The sequence below is a fragment of the Streptococcus sp. ELY_90 genome (assembly GCF_058314475.1).
Genome location: NZ_JBZFUJ010000007.1, coordinates 1 through 21,416, shown reverse-complemented (window position 1 = coordinate 21,416; position 21,416 = coordinate 1). Strand labels below are relative to the sequence as shown.

Genomic DNA, 21,416 nt, shown 5'->3' with positions numbered 1-21,416 from the left:
GAAAGGCGTAAAAGCTGCTTAGCCGAATTGCTCAGCTGCTTTTATTGCTTTTCAAAGTCCTTATCTTGATGTATGGAGGAATCATGAAAAATCAAGAACTGGTTAAAAAGCTGACATCCCCTTCTAAAAATTCCCGCTTAGAAAAATTCGGTAAGACAATTACCTTTTGCTGTCTGGCTTTGATTGTCCTTATCGTTGCAATGATTCTTATTTTTGTTGCTCAAAAAGGTCTGTCGACTTTCTTTGTGGATAAAATCAGTCCTCTCAAATTTCTTTTTGGGAAGGAGTGGCAGCCTAATGTTAAAGGACCGGACGGAAAACCCTTGCTGGGAGCTCTGCCGATGATCTTAGGATCTTTCATCGTTACCATTTTATCCGCTTTGATTGCAACACCTTTTGCCATCGGAGCAGCAGTTTTTATGACTGAAATTTCGCCTAAATACGGTGCTAAAATTCTTCAGCCTGTTGTAGAACTGCTTGTTGGGATTCCATCTGTTGTTTATGGTTTTATCGGTTTGCAGGTTGTCGTACCTTTTGTCAGAACCTTATTTGGCGGCACAGGATTTGGTATTTTGTCCGGGGTCTTTGTTCTGTTCGTTATGATTTTGCCGACGGTAACCTTTATGACTGTTGACAGTTTAAAGGCTGTTCCAAGGCACTATAAGGAAGCCAGTCTTGCTATGGGGGCAACCCGCTGGCAAACGATTTGGCGTGTTATTTTAAATGCAGCAAAACCAGGTATCTTTACCGCAGTCATTTTTGGAATGGCTCGCGCCTTTGGTGAAGCCTTGGCTATTCAGATGGTTGTCGGAAATTCAGCAGTCATCCCAACTTCTCTGACAACACCTGCGGCTACTCTGACGTCTGTTCTAACAATGGGCATCGGAAATACAGTCATGGGAACCGTTCAAAATAATGTTCTTTGGTCGCTGGCCCTAGTCCTTCTGATTATGAGTTTGGCCTTTAATATGCTGATGAAATTTATTACGAGGGAAGGTAAGAAAAATTATGCACGCTAAACAACTGGATAAATTAGTTACTGGTATTTTATATACCATTGCCGGTATTATTATTGCGATTTTGGCATCGCTCCTGCTTTTTATTCTTGTTCGGGGCATTCCAAGCATTGACTGGCACTTCCTGACAGGCCGCTCATCTTCTTATGAAGCCGGCGGCGGTATCGGCATTCAGCTTTATAATTCCTTCTTTCTTTTAATAGTAACACTGATTATCTCCATCCCTTTGTCATTGGGAGCAGGTGTTTATCTGTCTGAGTATGCTAAAAAAGGCCGCCTGACAGACTTTATCCGTACTTGTATTGAAATTTTGTCTTCTTTGCCATCCGTGGTTGTCGGCCTTTTTGGATATTTAATTTTTGTTGTCCAGTTTCAATATGGCTTTTCCATCATTTCAGGTGCCTTGGCACTGACCGTTTTCAATTTACCGCAGATGACGCGCAATATTGAAGACAGTTTGAGAAATGTTCACCACACTCAGCGCGAAGCTGGTCTGGCTTTGGGAATCTCACGCTGGGAAACAGTGCTTCATGTCGTTATTCCTGAAGCACTTCCCGGTATTGTAACTGGTATTGTACTTGCTTCCGGCCGTATTTTCGGGGAAGCAGCAGCACTGATTTATACAGCAGGTCAGTCTGCGCCGGCTCTGGATTGGGGAAACTGGAATCCGCTCAGTACAACGAGTCCGATTTCAATTTTCCGTCAGGCGGAAACCTTGGCTGTCCATATCTGGAAGGTTAATAGTGAAGGAACGATTCCGGACGCAACTAAAGTATCTGAAGGCAGTGCGGCAGTTTTACTTGTTTTTATCCTTATCTTTAATGTGTCAGCACGCTATATTGGTAAAAAACTGCATGCTAAGCTGACCTCAGCAGCCTAAAGGAGGACAAATGGCAGATTATAATTGGAATGAACGGCATATTATTACTTTCCCGGAAGGGAACCTTGCTTTGTCAACCAAAGACCTGCACGTCTATTACGGTGACAATGAGGCTATCAACGGGATTGATATGCAGTTTGAAAAGAATAAAATTACAGCTTTAATCGGTCCGTCAGGCTGTGGTAAGTCGACTTTTCTCCGCAGTCTCAATCGAATGAATGATACTATCGATATTGCCAAAGTAACCGGAGAAATCATGTATGAGGGGATTGACGTCAATGCTCCCAATATCAATGTTTATGAAATGCGCAAGCACATTGGCATGGTTTTCCAAAGACCGAATCCTTTTGCTAAATCGATTTATAAAAATATCACATTTGCTTATGAACGTGCCGGTATCAAAGATAAGAAAGTCTTGGATGAAATTGTTGAGACTTCTCTTAAACAGGCGGCGCTTTGGGAGCAAGTTAAGGATGATTTGCATAAGTCTGCTTTTACTCTTTCCGGAGGACAGCAGCAGCGCTTGTGCATCGCTCGGGCGATTGCGGTGAAACCTGATATTCTTTTAATGGACGAACCGGCTTCGGCTCTTGATCCAGTGGCAACAATGCAGCTGGAAGAAACGATGTTTGATCTAAAGAAAAACTATACGATTATCATCGTAACTCACAACATGCAGCAGGCTGCCCGCGCCAGTGATTATACAGCCTTTTTCTATTTGGGAGATTTGATTGAGTATGATACGACAAATAATATTTTCCAGAATGCGAAATTAAAATCAACCAGCGATTATGTGTCCGGACACTTTGGATAGAAAGGAAAGCGATGACAGAAGAACCTATTTTAAAAGTAACTGATTTGTCTGTTTATTATGGTAAAAAGAAAGCACTTAATAATGTCTCCATTGATTTCTATCCTAAGGAAATCACTGCTTTGATCGGTCCGTCAGGGTCCGGCAAATCAACTTTGCTGCGTGCCATCAACCGCATGGGAGATATCAATCCTGAAGTAACTGTCACAGGTTCTATTATGTACAATGGACACAATATTTACAGTCCGCGGACAGATACTGTAGAGCTGCGCAAGGAAATCGGTATGGTTTTCCAGCAGCCCAATCCCTTTCCGATGACCATCTATGAAAATGTTGTTTACGGCTTGCGTTTAAAGGGGATCAAGGACAAGAAAGTTCTTGATGAAGCTGTTGAAAAATCTTTAAACGGTGCTTCAATTTGGGATGAAGTTAAAGACCGCCTGCACGATTCGGCCATTGGTTTGTCCGGCGGGCAGCAGCAGCGCGTTTGCATTGCCAGAGTTTTGGCAACCAGCCCGCAGATTATTCTGCTGGACGAGCCGACTTCGGCCTTGGATCCTATTTCGGCAGGAAAAATCGAAGATACGCTGTATGATCTGAAAAAAAGGTATACGATGATTGTCGTTACGCGTTCCATGCAGCAGGCTTCGCGTATTTCAGACCGAACCGGCTTTTTCCTTGCGGGAGATTTGATTGAGTACGGCAATACCAAAGAAATGTTTTTGAATCCACAGAAAAAAGAAACCGAAGATTACATTACAGGTAAGTTTGGATAAAAGTAACAATAGAAAAGAGATGAGAAAATGTTAAGATCGCAATTTGAAGAAGAATTAGATAAATTACACAATCAATTTTACGCGATGGGTACAGAAGTACTGGCACAGATCAATAAGACTGTGCGAGCTTTTGTCAGCCACGACCGCGATTTGGCCAAAGAAGTTATTGCTGATGACGATGTGGTAAATGAATATGAAACGAAACTTGAAAAAAAGTCTCTGGAAATCATTGCCTTGCAGCAGCCTGTCTCTAATGATTTGAGAACAGTTATCACTGTCCTCAAAGCTTCGAGCGATATTGAACGAATGGGAGACCATGCTTCGTCAATCGCTAAGGCGACTATCCGCATGAAGGGCGAAGAGCGTCTGCTTGATGTAGAAGAAAAAATCAGTGAAATGGGCAAGGCTGTTAAGCGTATGGTAGAGGATGCCTTGAATGCCTATATCAACGGTGATGACAATAAAGCCTATGAAATCGCAGCAACGGATGAAGTGATTGATAATTATTTTAAAGATATCCAAAATCTGGCAGTCGAAGAAATTAAGCAGACACCAGATGCTGCTTTTGCGGGCAAGGAGTATTTCCAAGTGCTGATGTACCTGGAACGAATCGGTGATTACGCACGCAATATCTGTGAATGGATTGTCTATCTTAAAACTGGAAAAATCATTGAATTATGATACAATAATAATTTAGAAATTTTGAAATAATAAGGGAGATACATGGAATCTGTAGAACACTTTATTGAAAAGTTTGTGCCTGAAAATTATAATATTTTTCTAGACATTAACCGCCAGCAAAGAACTTTCTCCGGTAACGTAGCCATTAACGGAGAAGCACTTGACAATGTGATTTCGCTGCATCAGAAAAATTTGACGATTAGCTCTGTTCTTTTGGATAATACTGAGTTGGTTTACGAACTGGACAATGACCGTGAGGCTGTTCATATTGAGCTCCCTGAAACCGGCAGCATGACTCTGGTATTGGAATTTGCAGGTGAGATTACAGATAATATGACAGGCATCTATCCTTCTTATTATACTGTTAACGGGATTAAAAAGGAGATTGTTTCAACGCAGTTTGAAAGCCACTTTGCCCGTGAAGCATTTCCAAGCATTGATGAACCGGAAGCAAAGGCTACCTTTGATTTAGCACTGAAATTTGATCAGGAAGAGGGCGATATCGCCCTCTCTAATATGCCCGAAATTAATATCAGCCGCCGTGAGGAAACGGGTGTCTGGACCTTTGATACAACTCCAAGAATGTCTTCTTATCTTTTGGCTTTTGCTGTTGGCAGTCTTCATGGGAAAAAGGCTCGCACAAAGAATGGTACAGAAGTGGGTGTCTTTGCAACTGAAGCCCAAAACAGCGACTCAGTTGATTTTGCCTTAGACGTTGCTGTTCGTGTGATTGATTTTTACGAAGGCTACTTTGGCGTTAAGTACCCAATTCCGCAGTCTTATCATCTGGCTCTTCCGGATTTTTCTGCCGGGGCTATGGAAAATTGGGGACTGATTACCTACCGAGAAGTTTATCTCTTAGTTGACGACAATTCAACAGCAAGCAGCCGCCAGCAAGTGGCGCTTGTTATTGCGCATGAGCTGGCCCACCAATGGTTCGGCAACTTAGTTACCATGAGATGGTGGGATGATCTTTGGCTTAATGAAAGTTTTGCCAATATGATGGAATACGTCGCTGTCGATGCGATCGAACCCAGCTGGAATATTTTTGAGGACTTCCAGACAAGCGGTGTTCCGCATGCCCTCAAACGTGATGCGACAGATGGAGTTCAGTCTGTGCATGTCACTGTTAATCATCCGGATGAGATTAATACCATCTTTGATGCAGCCATTGTCTATGCTAAGGGAAGCCGCTTAATGCACATGCTTCGCCGCTGGCTGGGAGATAAAGACTTTGCCGCCGGCTTGAAGAATTATTTTGAAAAATATCAGTATGCCAATACTGTCGGACGCGACCTCTGGAATGCGCTGTCTGCTGCTTCCGGCAAAGATGTTGCCGGTTTTATGGATGCTTGGTTGGAACAGCCGGGCTATCCTTTAGTAACATTGACCGTCCAAGATGACAAACTTCGTATTTCGCAAAAACAATTTTTTATCGGTGATTATGAAGAAGCCGGACGTCTTTGGCCAATTCCGCTTAACAGTAATTGGTCCGGTCTGCCTGATACCTTGGAAGAAGAGACAGTTGAAATTCCTAACTTTAGTCAGCTGTCTGCTGCCAATAAGGATAAAGGGCCTTTGCGTTTGAATACAGGCAACACTGCTCACTATATCAGTAATTATGATGGTCAGCTTTTAGAGGCTGTTCTGGCGGATTTTGACCGTCTTGATCACACTTCCAAACTTCAGATTATTCAAGAGCGCCGTCTGCTGGCAGAGAGCGGTCAGATTTCTTACGCGGAACTGGTGGCGCTTTTGTCAGGCCTGTCAGATGAAACTTCTTATATGGTCATGTCGGCAAGCCATCAGTTGGTAGCCGGTATCGAAAGATTCTTAGAGGAAGGCAGCCAAATCGAAGCAGATTTTAAATCCTTGGTTCGTGATGTTTATCAGGCTAATTATCAGCGCCTCGGTTTTGAAAAATCAGATCAGGAGAATAACGAGGACGAGATGGTCCGTCAGATTGTCCTGGCTAATATGATTTATGCCGATGATCCTGACGCCAATGAAAAAGCGCAGGCGCTTTTTGAAAGGCACAAAGGCAACATCGAATCTATCCCGGCTGCAGTCCGGCTCGCTGTCTTGACCAATCAAATCAAGCATGCTGAAACTGATGATCTGGTAACACTTTATTTGGATACTTATGTGCTGACCAACGACGGGAATTTCCGCAGGCAGTTAGCCGCTGCCTTGGCGCAAACAAAATCACAAACAACGCTTGAGAGGATTTTGAGTCAGCTGAAAAATAAGGATGTCATTAAACCTCAGGACCTGTCGCTCTGGTACAGACTTTTCCTTAGTGAACCTTTCACACAGGAAGCATTTTGGACATGGGCACGCGATAATTGGGCGTGGATCAAGGATACGCTTGGCGGTGATATGAGTTTTGACAGCTTTGTCATTATTCCGGCCAATATCTTTAAAACCAAACACCGTTTAGAAGAATATAAAGCTTTCTTTGAACCACAGTTGGATAATTTGGCTATCAGCCGTAATATTACGATGGGAATCAAAGAAATAGCAGCCAGAACAGCTTTGATTGAAAGAGAAAAAGCTGCTGTTTGGCAAGCCGTTACTGGTCATTTTTGATGGGCTGAGAAACTTGAAAATAAGATCAGCTGAAACAGACTTTTATTTTAGCTCATTGTCAAGGCTCATTGTCAACTGTAGCGGATGATTTATTTTAATGCATGGAGAAAATCAATTTGGTTTTCTCTTTTTTGATACTCAGAGTGATGAGAATTTTAAAATTTTGTAAAGATAAAGAATTGGATTTTTGAGAAAGTACTGAGAATAAAGTTATATGCTTGAGGAAAAATAGGAAGTATGATAGGATGAAACAAAAAAGGAATATAAAAGTGATATTGAATATGAAACCAAGCGTTAAAACGCTAGAAGGCAAACACGATTTTTAAAAATAAAATATTCATAATGATCTTTGCTGTGTCCCAGCTGTACTACTGCAGAATTATTCTTCTGGGAGGTTGCTATGAGTAAAAGTAGGCTATTTACATCTATATTTATCCTATTAATTGATATATTTTTGTTAATTTGGGGATTGAAAAATAGCAATGCTATATTAGTAATTGCTGGAATAATAGGCTTAGGGATTTTTATTTCTTATTTTAGGAAGGAGTAGCAATATGAAAATGAAACGAAATATCTTCGGTTTTATGGTCGTCTTATTATATGGTATGATTTGCTTTATCATTGCAAATACCACATATGCAGATACATATAATATTGATGGTTATACAGTATCACAAAATAATAACATTATTTCTGTTACTGATTACTGATAGTCAAACAGGATTATCAGCTTATTTAGACATTACTACAGGAACACTGACTGATATTGATGGTACTGTGTCTAATGTTGAAGTTAATAATAGTCATGATTATATTCCAGATGTTTCTAATGGAAATTCATATTCCAGAGCAACTGCCGGTTTTCGCCGAGGAGCATGGAATTATGTTACATCCACGACGTATAATTTAGGATATGTTCAGTCTGTACAAGCTGCCATGCTTAAAATTATGGCTCTTGTTGCCGGCCCAGCAAAACCATTTATAAATGCTGCAGGTGCAGGTTTAGGATTAGCTGCGGCGGTTAATAAAAATGTAACTGTAAAACTTAGTCAGTATTACGATCCGGCTCAACCTACAAAAATAAAAGAAGTTGTTGTTACTTATGCTAATGGCAAACAAATTGGTTCAACTTCTTACGTACGTAATATTTATTAGTTTTAAAATCCCTTTGCTTAATAATTATTTGAAAGCTCTTTGTAAAACTGGGACACTTTTTTAGATATTATAGAACTCAAAAGATTTGGTCCTGTATCGGTCAGGACTGAGTTTTTTTTTATTTTTTGAATAACAATATTCAGTGTTAATCTTTCTGCAAAGATATTTTTTACTTTCTCCGTAATGTAATGTATCTGCTGTCTCAATAGAACTATTCGTAAATCCTCATTGACTTTTTTCAAACAGCCGTATTTTTGTCATTATCAAATCAACCCTAGTTATCATTAAGCCTCTTTTAAGAATGGTAGGTTAGACTGAGTTTATGCTGAAAGAAAGAAGAGGTCTACCTATGAAAAAAGTATTTACTAACCCCATTTTTCTCTCATTGGCAGCAAAATCTGCCTTAACTGCATTGATTGCAGTTCTTGCCGACGCCTGATTTAAAGGAGCTTCCCCTTTCTGTAAATAATTAGTCGAAAACTTCTAAGTCATGCTATAATAGAAAGGAAGAAAAGGAGCCGAAACATGATAAAGATATTATTAGTAGAAGATGATTTAAGTCTGTCAAACTCTATCTTTGATTTTCTGGATGATTTTGCTGACGTTATGCAGGTTTTTGATGGGGAAGAGGGACTTTATGAAGCTGAAAGCGGCGTTTATGATCTGATTTTATTGGATTTGATGCTGCCGGAAAAAAGCGGTTTTCAAGTTTTGAAAGAACTGCGTGAAAAAGGGATTACAACTCCTGTTTTGATCATGACAGCCAAAGAAGGTTTAGACGATAAGGGCCACGGCTTTGAGCTGGGTGCTGATGACTATCTGACAAAACCGTTTTATTTGGAAGAGCTGAAAATGCGTATTCAGGCTCTTCTCAAGCGCTCAGGGAAATTCAGTGATAAAAGCCTTGTTTATGGTGATTTAACGGTAGACACATCTACCAATACAACTAAGGTAAACGGCAAAGAAGTAGAGCTGCTCGGCAAGGAGTTCGATTTGCTGGTTTATTTCCTGCAGAATCAAAATGTTATTTTGCCTAAATCACAGATTTTTGACCGAATCTGGGGTTTTGACAGCGACACGACAATTTCTGTCGTTGAAGTTTATGTGTCTAAAATCAGAAAAAAACTTAAAGATACACAGTTTGGAAAAAATTTGCAGACATTACGCAGTGTGGGATATATTTTAAAGGATGCTAAATAAACTAAGACAAAAAAACAGGCATGGCGAGAATGCCTCCTTTTTCAGCCATTTCTTTGGCGTATTTACGGGAATATTCCTTGTGATGACTGTCATTATCATACAAATCATGCGCTTTGGTATCTATTCTTCGGTTGATGACAGTCTCAAAAAGGCGACTAAAAATATCGATGATTATGTCAATATGGCAATGGTCAGAAATACCATGATCAGTGATACGATGGACGAAGACAACGAAGGATCTCCCTTTAAAATCAAGCCGGATGGCCAAATGGCTGCCAATACCGATACCATTCTTTATGATAAAAAGCATCGTGTTGTCAATAACATCAATGTCTTTTCACCCTTATACCGCATCCACCCAAAACTGAACAACTTGGGTGCCATTGCCGAACAAAAGGCCAAGAATATCTATGGTCAGACGGAAAAATACAGGACTGTGACGGTTAAAGTGGATAATAGTTTTTATCCGCAGGTAAAATTTGCAACGATTGTTATCAACACAACACAGCTGGAAGAAGCCAATAAACGTTATGTGACAATTATCATCAGTGTTATGATTGTTTTTTGGCTGATTTCAGTGATTGCCAGTGTCTATTTAGCCAAATGGAGCCGCAAACCCATTTTAGAGAATTACGAAAAGCAGAAGTCCTTCGTGGAAAATGCCAGTCATGAACTGCGCACACCGCTGGCCGTTTTGCAAAATCGTTTGGAAAGTCTGTTTAGAAAGCCTGAGGCTACTATTTTAGAGTCATCAGAATCCATCGCTTCCAGTTTAGAAGAAGTCAGAAATATGAGGATATTGACAACGAATCTCCTCAATCTGGCTCGCCGTGATGATGGTATTAAGCCTGAGATAACAGAAGTTAACCCCAGTTTTTTTGATGATACCTTTAAAAACTATGCGATGATTGCACAGGAAAACGGCAAAAGGCTGCATATTACAAATAAGGTCAGCCGTCAGATTAAAACAGATAAAACCCTCCTTAAACAATTGATGACCATTCTTTTTGACAATGCGGTCAAATACACGGATCAAGCAGGAGAAATTTGGATTGATGTTAAAACAACAGATCGCAGCCTGATTTTATCGGTGGCTGACAACGGTCAAGGAATTTCAGATACGGATAAGAAGAGAATTTTCGATCGCTTTTATCGTGTTGATAAGGCGAGAACCCGGCAAAAGGGCGGTTTTGGTCTGGGCTTGTCTCTGGCAAAACAAATCACCGACAGCTTAAAAGGCAGTATCATTGTCAAAGATAAGAAACCGCAGGGAGCTATTTTTGAAGTTCGTTTGTCAGCCGGTAAATAAAAAGCAGATTCTGTGTCCCATAACTATTAGGACAAAAAACACCTCCGGAGTATTTCACTTTGCCAAAAGGCTTCGGAGGTGTTTTTATGTACTCTAAATGCATTCCAGTCGGATTTTTCAAAAAGAAAAAAGCCGGACTAGTCCGACTTCTTAGTTAGCTAATTGACGTGCAAGACGTGCTTTATCGCGGCTTGCTTTATTTTTATGAATCAAACCTTTTGATTTAGCTTTGTCAATGCTGGAAGAAGCAGCACGGAACAGTTCTTCGGTTGGGTTTGCTTCAAAAGCCTTAACAGCAGAGCGCATAGCTGATTTTTGAGCTGAATTGCGGCTGTTTTGCTTAACGTTGAGTTCAGCGCGTTTAATCGCTGATTTAATATTTGCCAATGTCTTTACCTCCAAATTATGATAACTACACTATTATATAGAAATTCTGAGCATTTGACAAGCCTTTATCACTTTTTCAGGTAAATTTCATCTATTTTATGGTCGTTGGCCTTATGGAGAATCAACTCAGCGCGATTTCGCGTCGGTTCAATATACCTTTCCAGATTGACGAGATTAATATTTTTCCAGATTTCTCTGGCAAAATCAAGAGCCCCTTCTTTGCCCATTTTTAAGAAGCGGTGGTAGTAGTTCTCTTCATCATTCTCAGCCAGATCCAGCAAGGCGGAGAAGCGTTCAAGGTACCAATTTTCAATATGGCTGCTGTCAGCGTCGATATAGATTGAAAAATCAAAGTAATCACTCATATAAAGACGATTGTTTACAGGATTTTGAAAAACATTGATTCCTTCTACAATCAGAAAATCAGGTGCTTCTATCGTCTGGCTTTTATCTGGAACAATATCATAAATTTCATGTGAGTAAACAGGAATCTCTGCAGTCTCCCCGTTTTTCATCCTGTCTAAAAAGTTGAGCAAAAGCTCCATATCATAGCTCTCAGGGAAGCCTTTGCGATTGAGCATGTCTTTGGCAGAAAGAACGGCATTGGGGTATAAGAAACCATCAGTAGTGACCATTTCAACACGGGAATTTTTAAATGTTCTGGCCAGCAAAAGCTGCAAGAGCCGGCTGGTAGTAGATTTACCGACGGCAACAGAGCCCGAAACTCCGATAATAAAGGGACGGTTATTGAGATCTTTCTGCAAAAAAATACTTTTGGAAAAGCTGAGATTTTCCTGAGCTCTTTTATAGATTTTAACCAGACTGACCAAGGGCAGATAGATGTCTGTGACATCTTGAATGCTGATTTGGTCGTTGAGACTTTTAATAGAGTTTAATTCTGTCTCATTTAAAGGCGGCTGTGATTTTTGATGCAGGTGCTGCCAGGTATGGCGGGAAATTTTTTCAAAATTAATAAACTCGTTTGCCATGAAATCCTCCTTCAAAGAACATTATATCATATTGAATTGAAAACCGTTTCAAAGTATGCTAAAATTGATTAGCGTAAAACAGGAGTTAACAATACGATGAATAACATGTACTATACAGAAAACCCTGACAGCAGACACGCATTAAAAGAAATAGATGTCAGTTTGCTGGGGCAGACTTTCCATTTTCTGACGGATTCGGGTGTTTTTAGCAAAAAGATGGTTGATTACGGCAGTCAGGTTCTTTTAAACAGCCTTGATTTAAAAAAGGAAAAGACCTTGCTTGATGTCGGCTGCGGCTACGGACCTTTGGGCATTTCGCTGGCTAAAGTCTACAATCTTGATGTCACTATGGTTGATGTTAATAGGCGGGCATTGGATTTAGCTGAGAGAAATGCTGAAAGAAATGGGGTTAGGGCCAATATTTTTCAGTCAAATATTTATGAAAATGTTTCAGAACCTTTCGATGCAGTCATCAGCAATCCTCCTATAAGAGCCGGCAAAGAGGTTGTTCATGCTATCATTGAAGGCAGTATTGAGCATCTGAATACAGGCGGCAGTCTGACAATCGTCATTCAGAAAAAACAAGGGGCTCCCAGTGCTAAAGCAAAGATGGAGCAGGTTTTTGGCAATGCTGATATTTTAAAGAGAGACAAGGGCTATTATGTCCTCAGAAGCACAAAAGAAAGGTAATACATGCAAGAGAGCTGTCAGAGTGCAGAGGATTTGTCCCAGAAAACAAATATTTTCGGGAGATATTCTGGATTCAGCCACTTTCTAAGCGTTTTGGGTATTTAGATGATAAGAGCAGTTGATTTGATTCAGAAAAAACGAGACGGTCATGAACTGACAAAACAGGAAATAAACTGGCTTATTGAAGCCTACACTGACGGCCGAGTGCCTGATTATCAGATGTCAGCTTTTGCCATGGCCGTCTATTTCAGAGGAATGACGACCAGAGAAACACATGATTTGACCATGGCTATGGTTCATTCGGGTGAGGAAATTGATCTGTCTGCTATTCCTGGAATAAAAGCAGATAAGCATTCAACCGGCGGTGTCGGTGACAAGGTGACTTTGATATTAGTACCGCTGGTAGCGAGCTTTGGCGTCCCTGTTGCTAAAATGAGCGGCCGCGGTCTCGGACATACCGGCGGAACACTTGATAAGCTGGAATCCATTAAGGGCTATCAGATTGAGCTGTCTCAGGCAGAGTTTATCCAACAGGTCCAAAAGATTGGCTTGGCAGTTATCGGTCAGTCTGACAATTTGGTCAAGGCTGACAAGATGCTTTATGCCCTGCGCGATGTTACAGCGACAGTTGATATCATTCCCTTGATTGCCAGTTCTATCATGAGCAAAAAAATTGCTGCCGGAGCAGACCGTATTTTACTGGATGTGACTGTTGGCGATGGTGCTTTTATGAAGAGTTTGGAAGATGCAGAAACTTTATCCAAAACCATGGTTGCTCTGGGGAAGGAAATGGGACGGCAAACAATTGCTGTCATTACTGACATGAGTCAGCCTCTGGGTCAGGCTATTGGCAATCGTTTAGAAGTTCTGGAAGCTTTGCAGATCATGCAGGGGAAAGGACGAAAGGATCTGACAGATTTTATCTGTGAGCTGGCTCAGCTGATGTTGGAATTAGCCGGAAAGCAAGAGAGTCTGGCAGATATTCGCGATCATTTGACAAACGGTCAGGCACTGAAAAAATTCGAAGAAATGGTTGTCTGCCAAGGCGGTGATTTAAAAGATTTGTACCGACCGTCATCAGCACCGGTTGTTACTGAAATTGCTGCAGATGAGGCAGGCTATATCAAAGAACTGCCGGCTTTAGCCTTTGGACTTTTTGCCATGCGTCTGGGCGCCGGCCGGGCGGTTAAAACAGATAAGCTGGACTATGAAACAGGAATTGTTTTCGAGAAGAAGGTAGGCGATTCTGTTCAAAAAGGAGATCTGATTGCAAGGGTTTACTCCAATGAAAAATTATCTGAAAACATGCTTACAGAATTCAAAAAAAATGTTAAAATAGATAAGGATGAATTGAGAGTAAATGAGATTTTAAGAATCATTACTTAATTATTAAGAAAGGGTAACATGGAAATCAATCAATATATTGACCACACTTTATTAAAACCAGAAAGTACTCAGGCTCAGATTGACAAGCTCATTCAGGAAGCCAAGCAGTATCATTTTGCCAGTGTCTGTGTTAATCCTACCTGGGTTTCTCATGCGGCTGCGTCTCTCAAAGAAAGTGATGTTAAGGTTTGTACCGTCATCGGTTTTCCTTTGGGAGCAACGACCAGTGCTGTAAAAGCATTTGAAACAAAAGATGCCATTAGCAACGGTGCTGATGAAATTGACATGGTCATTAATATCGGGCAGGCAAAATCCGGAAACTTTGATTTTGTTGAAAAGGATATTCGAGCAGTTGTAGAAGCTAGCGCAGACAAGCTGGTTAAGGTTATTATCGAAGCCTGTCTTTTGACCGACGACGAAAAGGTTAAAGCCTGTCAGGCGGCTAAAGCAGCAGGAGCAGATTTTGTTAAGACTTCAACCGGCTTTTCTACAGGAGGAGCTGCAGTAGAAGATGTTCGTCTCATGCGTCAGACAGTGGGACCTGAATTCGGTGTTAAGGCGGCTGGCGGAGCGCGTACCTTGAAAGATGCTCAAGCCTTCATCGAAGCAGGAGCGACCCGCATTGGAACATCTGCCGGGATTGCAATCGTCGAAGGGAAAGAAGCAAAAGGTGGCTACTGATTTAGTATCTCTTGCTATAAAAGCCAGCCAAAATGCCTATGTACCGTATTCACATTTTCCCATTGGTGCTGCGGTCAGAACCAAATCCGGCGATGTTTATCTGGGCTGCAATGTTGAAAATGCCAGTTTTGGGCTGACCAACTGCGGCGAACGGACGGCCATTTTCAAAGCTATTTCTGAAGGCCATCGCGATTTCGAAGAGATTGCTGTCTATGGTGAAACCGAGGAGCCGATATCTCCGTGCGGTGCCTGCCGTCAGGTCATGGCTGAATTTTTTGAGCCGACCGCCCGGGTTACTTTGATTGCCAAGGATGGTAAGACGGTCGTGATGACGGTCGATGAGTTATTGCCTTATTCGTTTACAGAGTTGAGGTAAAGCTGTTTTATTGGTCTGTTAAGCCTTTAGGTTTAATATTAATTTTTCGGCAACATTTGTTGTATATAAAACTTAGGAGGGTTCATCTTTATGAACAAGAAAATTGTTGGTTTAGGTTTAACTGCTATAGCAGTATTAGGGCTTGCAGCCTGCGGCAATCGCGCTGCTAAAAACAATGGCAAGGCCAAAACAGATTTAAAAGTTGCTATTGTAACTGATACTGGTGGTGTTGATGACAAGTCATTTAACCAATCAGCATGGGAAGGCTTACAGGCATGGGGCAAGGACAAAGGCCTCAGTAAGGGAAATGGTTTTGATTATTTCCAATCAGCCAATGAATCTGATTATGCTACCAATCTGGATACAGCTTCATCAAGCGGCTATAAATTAGTTTTTGGTATCGGTTATGCTCTGCATGATGCTATTGAAAAAACAGCAACTGATAATGAAGATGTCAACTATGTTATCATTGATGACGTTATTGAAAATAAAGACAATGTTGCCAGCGTTACCTTTGCTGATAATGAAGCAGCCTATCTTGCAGGAATTGCTGCTGCTAAGACAACAAAAACCAAGAAAGTCGGTTTTGTAGGCGGTGTTAAATCAGAAGTTATCACCCGTTTTGAAAAAGGTTTTGAAGCCGGTGTTAAATCAGTAGATAAATCTATCCAAATTCAAGTTGATTACGCAGGCTCATTTGGCGATGCAGCCAAAGGTAAAACAATTGCGGCTGCTCAATATGCCGGCGGCGCTGATGTCGTTTACCAAGCGGCAGGCGGTACAGGTGCCGGTGTCTTCAGCGAAGCCAAAGCTTTGAATGAGAAGAAAGCTGAAGCTAAAAAAGTTTGGGTTATCGGGGTTGACCGTGACCAAGCTGCTGAAGGCAAGTACACTTCAAAAGACGGTAAAAAATCTAACTTTGTCCTCGCATCTTCATTAAAAGAAGTCGGAAAGGCTGTTCAGCTTATCTCCAACAACACTGTAGATAAGAAATTCCCAGGCGGTAAAGTAACAACTTACGGACTTAAAGATAAAGGGGTGGACCTTGCGTCAACAAACTTGTCTGACGATGCTAAAAAAGCTGTCGATGATGCTAAGAAACAAATTGTATCAGGTGACATCAAAGTTCCAGAAAAATAAGGGTTTAAGGGCGACCTCAGCCGGTCGCCTTTTTAACACTGAGATCTTTATATCTCAGTAGAGAACAGAACGTGATTGTCAGTGATTTTCGTACTGCTCTCTACTGAAGTATAAAATTTCTGAAAGGAAAAGACTATGACGCAACATGTCATTGAAATGAGAGAAATTACCAAAAAATTTGGCGATTTTGTGGCTAATGATCATATCAATCTCAATCTCAGAAAAGGTGAGATCCATGCTCTGCTTGGTGAAAACGGAGCCGGAAAGTCAACCTTGATGAATATGCTTGCCGGTCTGCTTGAGCCGACCAGCGGTGAGATTGCTATTAACGGTAAGACTGTTACGATTGATTCTCCCTCTAAATCGGCTCAGTTAGGTATTGGGATGGTACACCAGCATTTTATGCTGGTTGAGGCATTTACAGTGACTGAAAATATTATTTTAGGAAATGAAATTCTTAAAAACGGTATTTTGGACTTGAAAAAAGCCAGTCAGGAAATTAAAGATTTGTCTGAGAAATACGGTTTGGCTGTTGATCCTAATGCCAAAATTGCTGATATTTCTGTCGGAGCTCAGCAGCGGGTTGAAATTTTAAAGACGCTTTACCGCGGTGCCGATATTCTGATCTTTGATGAACCGACTGCTGTTTTGACGCCTTCTGAAATTCAGGAATTGATGAGCATTATGAAAAGCCTTGTCAAAGAAGGCAAATCGATTATTTTGATTACACATAAGCTGGATGAGATTCGCTCGGTTGCTGACCGCGTGACTGTTATCAGACGCGGTAAGAGCATTGAAACCGTGGATGTGGCAGGAGCAACCTCTCAGGACTTAGCTGAAATGATGGTCGGCCGCTCGGTTTCCTTTACGACGGAAAAAGCAGCTGCTGATCCTAAAGAAGTCACACTGGCAATTAAGGATTTAGAAGTCAATGAAAACCGCGGGATTCCAGCTGTCAAAGGACTTTCCTTGGATGTCAGAGCCGGCGAAATTGTCGGTATTGCCGGAATTGACGGCAACGGTCAAAGTGAATTGATTCAGGCGATTACAGGTTTGCGTAAGATTAAATCAGGAACCATTACCATTAAAGGTCAGGACGTGACTAAACTGTCAGCTCGTAAGATTACAGAATTGAGTGTGGGGCATGTTCCAGAGGACAGGCACCGTGACGGCTTGATTCTTGAGCTGACACTGGCAGAAAATATGGCTCTGCAGACTTATTACAAACAGCCGCTGAGTAAAAATGGCGTTTTAAATTATAATAAAATAAATGAACACGGGCGCCAGCTGATGGAAGAATTTGATGTCCGCGCCGCTAGCGAATTTGTTCCGGCTAAGGGACTGTCAGGCGGTAATCAGCAGAAGGCGATTATTGCCCGTGAAGTTGACCGCGATCCGGATTTGCTGATTGTCAGCCAGCCGACACGTGGGTTGGACGTTGGAGCTATCGAATATATTCATAAACGCTTAATGGAAGAACGCGATAAAGGGAAAGCAGTGCTGCTGGTCAGTTTCGAATTGGACGAAATTCTTAATCTGTCCGATCGTATTGCCGTTATTCATGACGGTCAAATTCAAGGCATTGTAAGGCCGGAAACCACTAACAAACAAGAACTGGGAATTTTAATGGCCGGCGGAAGTATTGAAAAGGAGGAAGCAAATGTCTAAGAAAACACAGCAAATTGTCGTTCCTCTGGTTTCGGTTGTCTTGGGAATTGTACTCGGAGCCATTATCATGCTTATTTTTGGCTACGATCCGGTATGGGCCTATGAAGGTCTCTTCCAAAAGGCTTTCGGCAGTCTGAAAGATATTGGAGAAATATTCCGTGCAATGAGCCCGCTGATTTTAATTGCACTTGGTTTTGCAGTTGCCAGCCGCGCCGGCTTCTTCAATATCGGTCTGTCAGGTCAGGCTTATGCCGGCTGGATAGCTGCCGGTTGGTTTGCTTTAGCCAATCCTGGTTTGCCGCGCCCTGTCATGCTCATAATGACTGTTCTTATCGGAGCAGCAGCAGGGGGTGTTGTGGGTGCTATCCCGGGATTCTTGCGAGCTTATCTGGGTACCAGTGAAGTTATCGTCACTATTATGATGAATTATATTGTGCTTTATATCGGCAATGCCATTATTCAGGATGGTTTTTCAAAGAGTGTCATGCGCAATTCTGACTCCAGTATCTATGTTGGTAAAAATGCCAGCTATCAAACGGATTGGCTGCGGGCACTGACAGATAATTCACGGATGAATATCGGCTTTTTCCTGGCCCTGATTGCCATCTTAGTTGTTTGGTATTTGCTCAACAAAACAACACTCGGTTTTGAAATACGGTCAGTCGGTCTTAACCCTCATGCCAGTGAGTATGCAGGTATGTCAGCCAAACGAACCATTGTTCTGTCCATGATCATCTCAGGAGCTCTGGCAGGGCTTGGCGGTGTTGTCGAGGGACTCGGAACTTTTGGCAATGTCTATGTACAGACCACCTCTCTTGCAATCGGCTTTGACGGTATGGCGGTCAGTCTTCTGGCTTCTAATTCTCCAATTGGTATTTTGCTTTCGGCCTTCTTATTCGGAGCGCTCAGCGTTGGGGCACCGGGTATGAGTATTAGTGATGCAACTCATGTCGGAACGCCGCCTGAGTTGATCAAAGTGGTGACCGCCCTGATTATCTTCTTTGTCGGTGCTCACTATGTTATTGAACGTTATATTAAACCTAAAAAACAAGTGAAAGGCGGTCAGTAAAATGAGTTTAGAAAGTATTTTAGCTCTTTTAGTATCATCAATGCTGGTTTATGCGACCCCTCTCATCTTTACCAGTATAGGCGGTGTTTTTTCTGAAAGATCCGGTGTTGTTAACGTCGGACTTGAAGGTATCATGGTCATGGGGGCTTTCGCCGGAATTGTTTTCAATTTGGAATTTGCTGAGTCTTTCGGCAGAGCAACACCATGGATAGCAGCTCTTATCGGCGGAGCGGTCGGTCTGTTGTTCTCCTTGATTCATGCCATGGCTACCGTCAATTTTCGGGCTGATCATATTGTTTCTGGTACAGTCCTCAATCTTTTAGCCCCTTCGTTAGCGGTTTTCTTTGTTAAATCCATATATAATAAAGGACAGACAGATAATATCCGTCAATCTTTTGGTAAGTTTGATTTTCCGATTTTGTCTGACATTCCTTTTATTGGACCGATTTTCTTTGAAGGAACCAGCTTGGTTGCTTATATCGCCATCCTCTTTTCCGTTTTTGCCTGGTTTATCCTGACTAAGACAAGATTCGGACTGCGTCTGCGTTCAGTCGGTGAACATCCTCAGGCTGCTGATACTTTGGGAATAAATGTTTACCTGATGCGCTACTGGGGCGTGATGATTTCAGGCTTTTTAGGAGGAATCGGCGGAGCGATTTATGCACAGTCAATTTCAGTTAACTTTGCAGGGACAACTATTTTAGGACCGGGCTTTATTGCTTTGGCAGCTATGATTTTTGGTAAATGGAATCCGATAGGAGCAATGCTGTCAAGCCTGTTTTTCGGGCTGTCACAAAGTTTGGCGGTTATTGGCAATCAGCTGCCTTTCCTGTCAAACATTCCGACAGTTTACCTGCAGATTGCACCTTATGTATTAACTATCTTAGTATTGGCCGTTTTCTTTGGACAGGCAGTTGCCCCCAAAGCAGATGGTGTCAATTATATCAAGTCAAAATAAGACCTTTCAATCACTCATGCAAATGGGTGATTTTTTCGTGAAGAAATGAGCATATTCTTTGTAAGCGTTTCAATATCATGGTATACTGATAAAGTAACTAAATTAGATTATAGTGAAAAGAGGATTTGCTTATGAGTAAAATCGTTGTTGTTGGTGCTAACCATGCGGGTACATCTAGTGTTAATACCATTTTGGATAATTACGGCAGTGAAAACGAAGTTGTTGTTTTCGACCAAAATTCCAATATTTCTTTCTTAGGATGCGGAATGGCTCTTTGGATTGGTAAACAAATATCAGGACCTCAGGGACTTTTCTATGCAGACAAAGAGATGCTGGAATCAAAGGGTGCAAAAGTTTACATGGAGTCACCGGTAACAGCTATAGATTATGATGCTAAAACAGTTACTGCCTTGGTTAATGGCAAGGAGCACGTCGAAAACTACGATAAACTCATCTTAGCAACAGGTTCAACACCAATTTTACCGCCTATTGAAGGAGCAGCGATTAAAGAAGGCAGCCGCGAATTTGAAGCGACGCTTGAAAATCTGCAGTTTGTTAAACTTTATCAAAATGCTGAAGATGTCATCAATAAACTGCAGGACAAGAGTAAAAATCTTAACCGTGTTGCTGTTGTGGGAGCAGGCTATATCGGTGTAGAACTGGCTGAAGCTTTTAAACGGCTCGGTAAGGACGTTACGCTGATTGATGTTGTTGACACCTGCTTAGCCGGTTATTATGACCGCGACCTTTCAGATATGATGCGCCAAAACTTAGAAGATCACGGAATTGAATTGGCTTTCGGTGAAACCGTTAAAGCGATTGAAGGTGACGGCAAGGTAGAGCGTATTGTGACCGATAAAGCCAGCCGTGATGTTGATATGGTCATTTTAGCCGTAGGATTCCGTCCTAATACGGCATTGGGCAATGGCAGACTGGAAACTTTCCGCAACGGTGCCTTCCTTGTTAATAAAAAACAAGAAACAAGCCTGCCGGATGTCTATGCTGTTGGCGACTGTGCTACGGTTTACGACAATGCTATCAACGATACTAACTATATTGCTTTGGCATCAAATGCCCTGCGTTCAGGCATTGTAGCGGGACACAATGCGGCTGGCCACGAATTAGAGTCTCTGGGGGTACAAGGTTCAAATGGTATTTCTATCTTCGGACTGAATATGGTATCAACCGGATTGACGGCTGAAAAAGCCAAACGCTTTGGTTACAACCCAGAAGTAACAGAATTTACTGATAGTCAAAAAGCAACCTTTATCGAACACGATAACTATCCGGTTACTCTTAAGATTGTCTATGATAAGGACAGCCGTCTGATCCTCGGTGCACAAATGGCATCTAAAGAGGATATGTCAATGGGAATCCACATGTTTTCACTGGCTATTCAGGAAAAAGTTACTATCGATCGGTTAGCGCTCTTAGATTTCTTCTTCCTGCCTCATTTCAATCAGCCATACAACTACATCACAAAGGCAGCACTTAATGCTAAATAAGCTTGAGCTGAGATATAATCTCAGCTCAGACTGAAGACAAACTTCTTTTTGGAGGTTTGTCTTTTTTTAAAATTCTCCAGAAAGTATGTCCTGAGGTGACAATAACTAAGGCATTTACTTGAATTTGACCAAAATAAAAAGGCCTTCCTG

The 21,416-nt window shown here is 41.7% G+C and carries 20 protein-coding genes; 18 read left to right on the top strand and 2 right to left on the bottom strand.

Going from position 1 to position 21,416, the window contains the following annotated elements; translation table 11 throughout:
* Positions 1-83 precede the first annotated feature (83 nt).
* From pstC to AC4HAF_RS05560, 9 genes are all read left to right on the top strand, one after another.
* Positions 84-1,019 carry a phosphate ABC transporter permease subunit PstC gene (pstC, locus tag AC4HAF_RS05600; RefSeq protein WP_491091133.1) on the top strand — a complete coding sequence of 312 codons (936 nt, stop codon included), beginning with the start codon at positions 84-86 and terminating at the stop codon, positions 1,017-1,019.
* On the top strand, positions 1,009-1,896 hold the full coding sequence (pstA, locus tag AC4HAF_RS05595) for a phosphate ABC transporter permease PstA (protein WP_491091132.1): 888 nt from the start codon (positions 1,009-1,011) through the stop codon (positions 1,894-1,896). Before pstC ends, pstA begins: the two co-directional genes overlap by 11 nt.
* 10 nt (positions 1,897-1,906) lie before the next feature.
* On the top strand, positions 1,907-2,710 hold the full coding sequence (gene pstB, locus AC4HAF_RS05590; protein WP_491091131.1) for a phosphate ABC transporter ATP-binding protein PstB: 804 nt from the start codon (positions 1,907-1,909) through the stop codon (positions 2,708-2,710).
* Between the two features lie 11 nt (positions 2,711-2,721).
* Positions 2,722-3,483, top strand: coding sequence for a phosphate ABC transporter ATP-binding protein PstB (gene pstB, locus AC4HAF_RS05585; RefSeq protein ID WP_491091130.1), 762 nt, complete (start codon positions 2,722-2,724; stop codon positions 3,481-3,483).
* A 27-nt stretch (positions 3,484-3,510) separates the two neighbouring features.
* Positions 3,511-4,164: a phosphate signaling complex protein PhoU gene (phoU, locus tag AC4HAF_RS05580; protein ID WP_491091129.1), complete on the top strand. Its 654-nt coding sequence runs from the start codon at positions 3,511-3,513 to the stop codon at positions 4,162-4,164.
* A 42-nt stretch (positions 4,165-4,206) separates the two neighbouring features.
* Positions 4,207-6,753, top strand: coding sequence for a M1 family metallopeptidase (locus AC4HAF_RS05575; protein ID WP_491096996.1), 2,547 nt, complete (start codon positions 4,207-4,209; stop codon positions 6,751-6,753).
* Between the two features lie 657 nt (positions 6,754-7,410).
* The gene (locus AC4HAF_RS05570; RefSeq protein WP_491096995.1) at positions 7,411-7,908 is read left to right on the top strand and encodes a hypothetical protein; all 498 of its coding nucleotides are present in this window, start codon (positions 7,411-7,413) and stop codon (positions 7,906-7,908) included.
* Positions 7,909-8,433: 525 nt separating this feature from the next.
* Positions 8,434-9,108: a three-component system response regulator CiaR gene (gene ciaR, locus AC4HAF_RS05565; protein WP_491090361.1), complete on the top strand. Its 675-nt coding sequence runs from the start codon at positions 8,434-8,436 to the stop codon at positions 9,106-9,108.
* Positions 9,098-10,417, top strand: a complete 1,320-nt coding sequence (locus AC4HAF_RS05560) for a sensor histidine kinase (RefSeq protein ID WP_491096994.1) — start codon at positions 9,098-9,100, stop codon at positions 10,415-10,417. The genes ciaR and AC4HAF_RS05560 overlap by 11 nt, the downstream gene beginning before the upstream one ends.
* 150 nt (positions 10,418-10,567) lie before the next feature.
* Here the strand turns inward: AC4HAF_RS05560 and rpsT are convergent, their stop codons facing one another.
* Together rpsT and coaA are read right to left on the bottom strand one after the other, a co-directional pair.
* On the bottom strand, positions 10,568-10,819 hold the full coding sequence (gene rpsT, locus AC4HAF_RS05555; RefSeq protein WP_084522383.1) for a 30S ribosomal protein S20: 252 nt from the start codon (positions 10,817-10,819) through the stop codon (positions 10,568-10,570).
* Positions 10,820-10,872: 53 nt separating this feature from the next.
* Positions 10,873-11,793 carry a type I pantothenate kinase gene (gene coaA, locus AC4HAF_RS05550; protein ID WP_491090364.1) on the bottom strand — a complete coding sequence of 307 codons (921 nt, stop codon included), beginning with the start codon at positions 11,791-11,793 and terminating at the stop codon, positions 10,873-10,875.
* 96 nt (positions 11,794-11,889) lie between these two features.
* Here coaA and AC4HAF_RS05545 point away from each other — a divergent pair, with 96 nt between their 5' ends.
* The 9 genes from AC4HAF_RS05545 (at position 11,890) to nox (ending at position 21,266) form a co-directional block, all read left to right on the top strand.
* Positions 11,890-12,483, top strand: a complete 594-nt coding sequence (locus AC4HAF_RS05545) for a class I SAM-dependent methyltransferase (RefSeq protein ID WP_491096993.1) — start codon at positions 11,890-11,892, stop codon at positions 12,481-12,483.
* Positions 12,484-12,591: 108 nt separating this feature from the next.
* Complete coding sequence (locus AC4HAF_RS05540) at positions 12,592-13,869, top strand: pyrimidine-nucleoside phosphorylase (RefSeq protein WP_491097062.1); 1,278 nt, start codon at positions 12,592-12,594, stop codon at positions 13,867-13,869.
* A gap of 18 nt (positions 13,870-13,887) precedes the next feature.
* The gene (gene deoC / locus AC4HAF_RS05535; RefSeq protein ID WP_491096992.1) at positions 13,888-14,550 is read left to right on the top strand and encodes a deoxyribose-phosphate aldolase; all 663 of its coding nucleotides are present in this window, start codon (positions 13,888-13,890) and stop codon (positions 14,548-14,550) included.
* Positions 14,540-14,926, top strand: a complete 387-nt coding sequence (locus AC4HAF_RS05530; protein WP_491096991.1) for a cytidine deaminase — start codon at positions 14,540-14,542, stop codon at positions 14,924-14,926. Before deoC ends, AC4HAF_RS05530 begins: the two co-directional genes overlap by 11 nt.
* Positions 14,927-15,016: 90 nt before the next feature.
* A complete protein-coding gene (locus AC4HAF_RS05525; protein WP_491096990.1) occupies positions 15,017-16,066 on the top strand; it encodes a BMP family lipoprotein in 1,050 nt (349 codons plus the stop codon).
* A gap of 135 nt (positions 16,067-16,201) precedes the next feature.
* Positions 16,202-17,734 carry an ABC transporter ATP-binding protein gene (locus AC4HAF_RS05520; RefSeq protein WP_491096989.1) on the top strand — a complete coding sequence of 511 codons (1,533 nt, stop codon included), beginning with the start codon at positions 16,202-16,204 and terminating at the stop codon, positions 17,732-17,734.
* Entirely contained in the window at positions 17,727-18,803 is a 1,077-nt protein-coding gene (locus AC4HAF_RS05515) for an ABC transporter permease (RefSeq protein WP_491096988.1), read from the top strand. The genes AC4HAF_RS05520 and AC4HAF_RS05515 overlap by 8 nt, the downstream gene beginning before the upstream one ends.
* A 1-nt stretch (position 18,804) precedes the next feature.
* On the top strand, positions 18,805-19,761 hold the full coding sequence (locus tag AC4HAF_RS05510; RefSeq protein WP_491096987.1) for an ABC transporter permease: 957 nt from the start codon (positions 18,805-18,807) through the stop codon (positions 19,759-19,761).
* A gap of 131 nt (positions 19,762-19,892) precedes the next feature.
* Positions 19,893-21,266, top strand: coding sequence for a H2O-forming NADH oxidase (gene nox / locus AC4HAF_RS05505; RefSeq protein ID WP_491096986.1), 1,374 nt, complete (start codon positions 19,893-19,895; stop codon positions 21,264-21,266).
* Positions 21,267-21,416 lie beyond the last annotated feature (150 nt).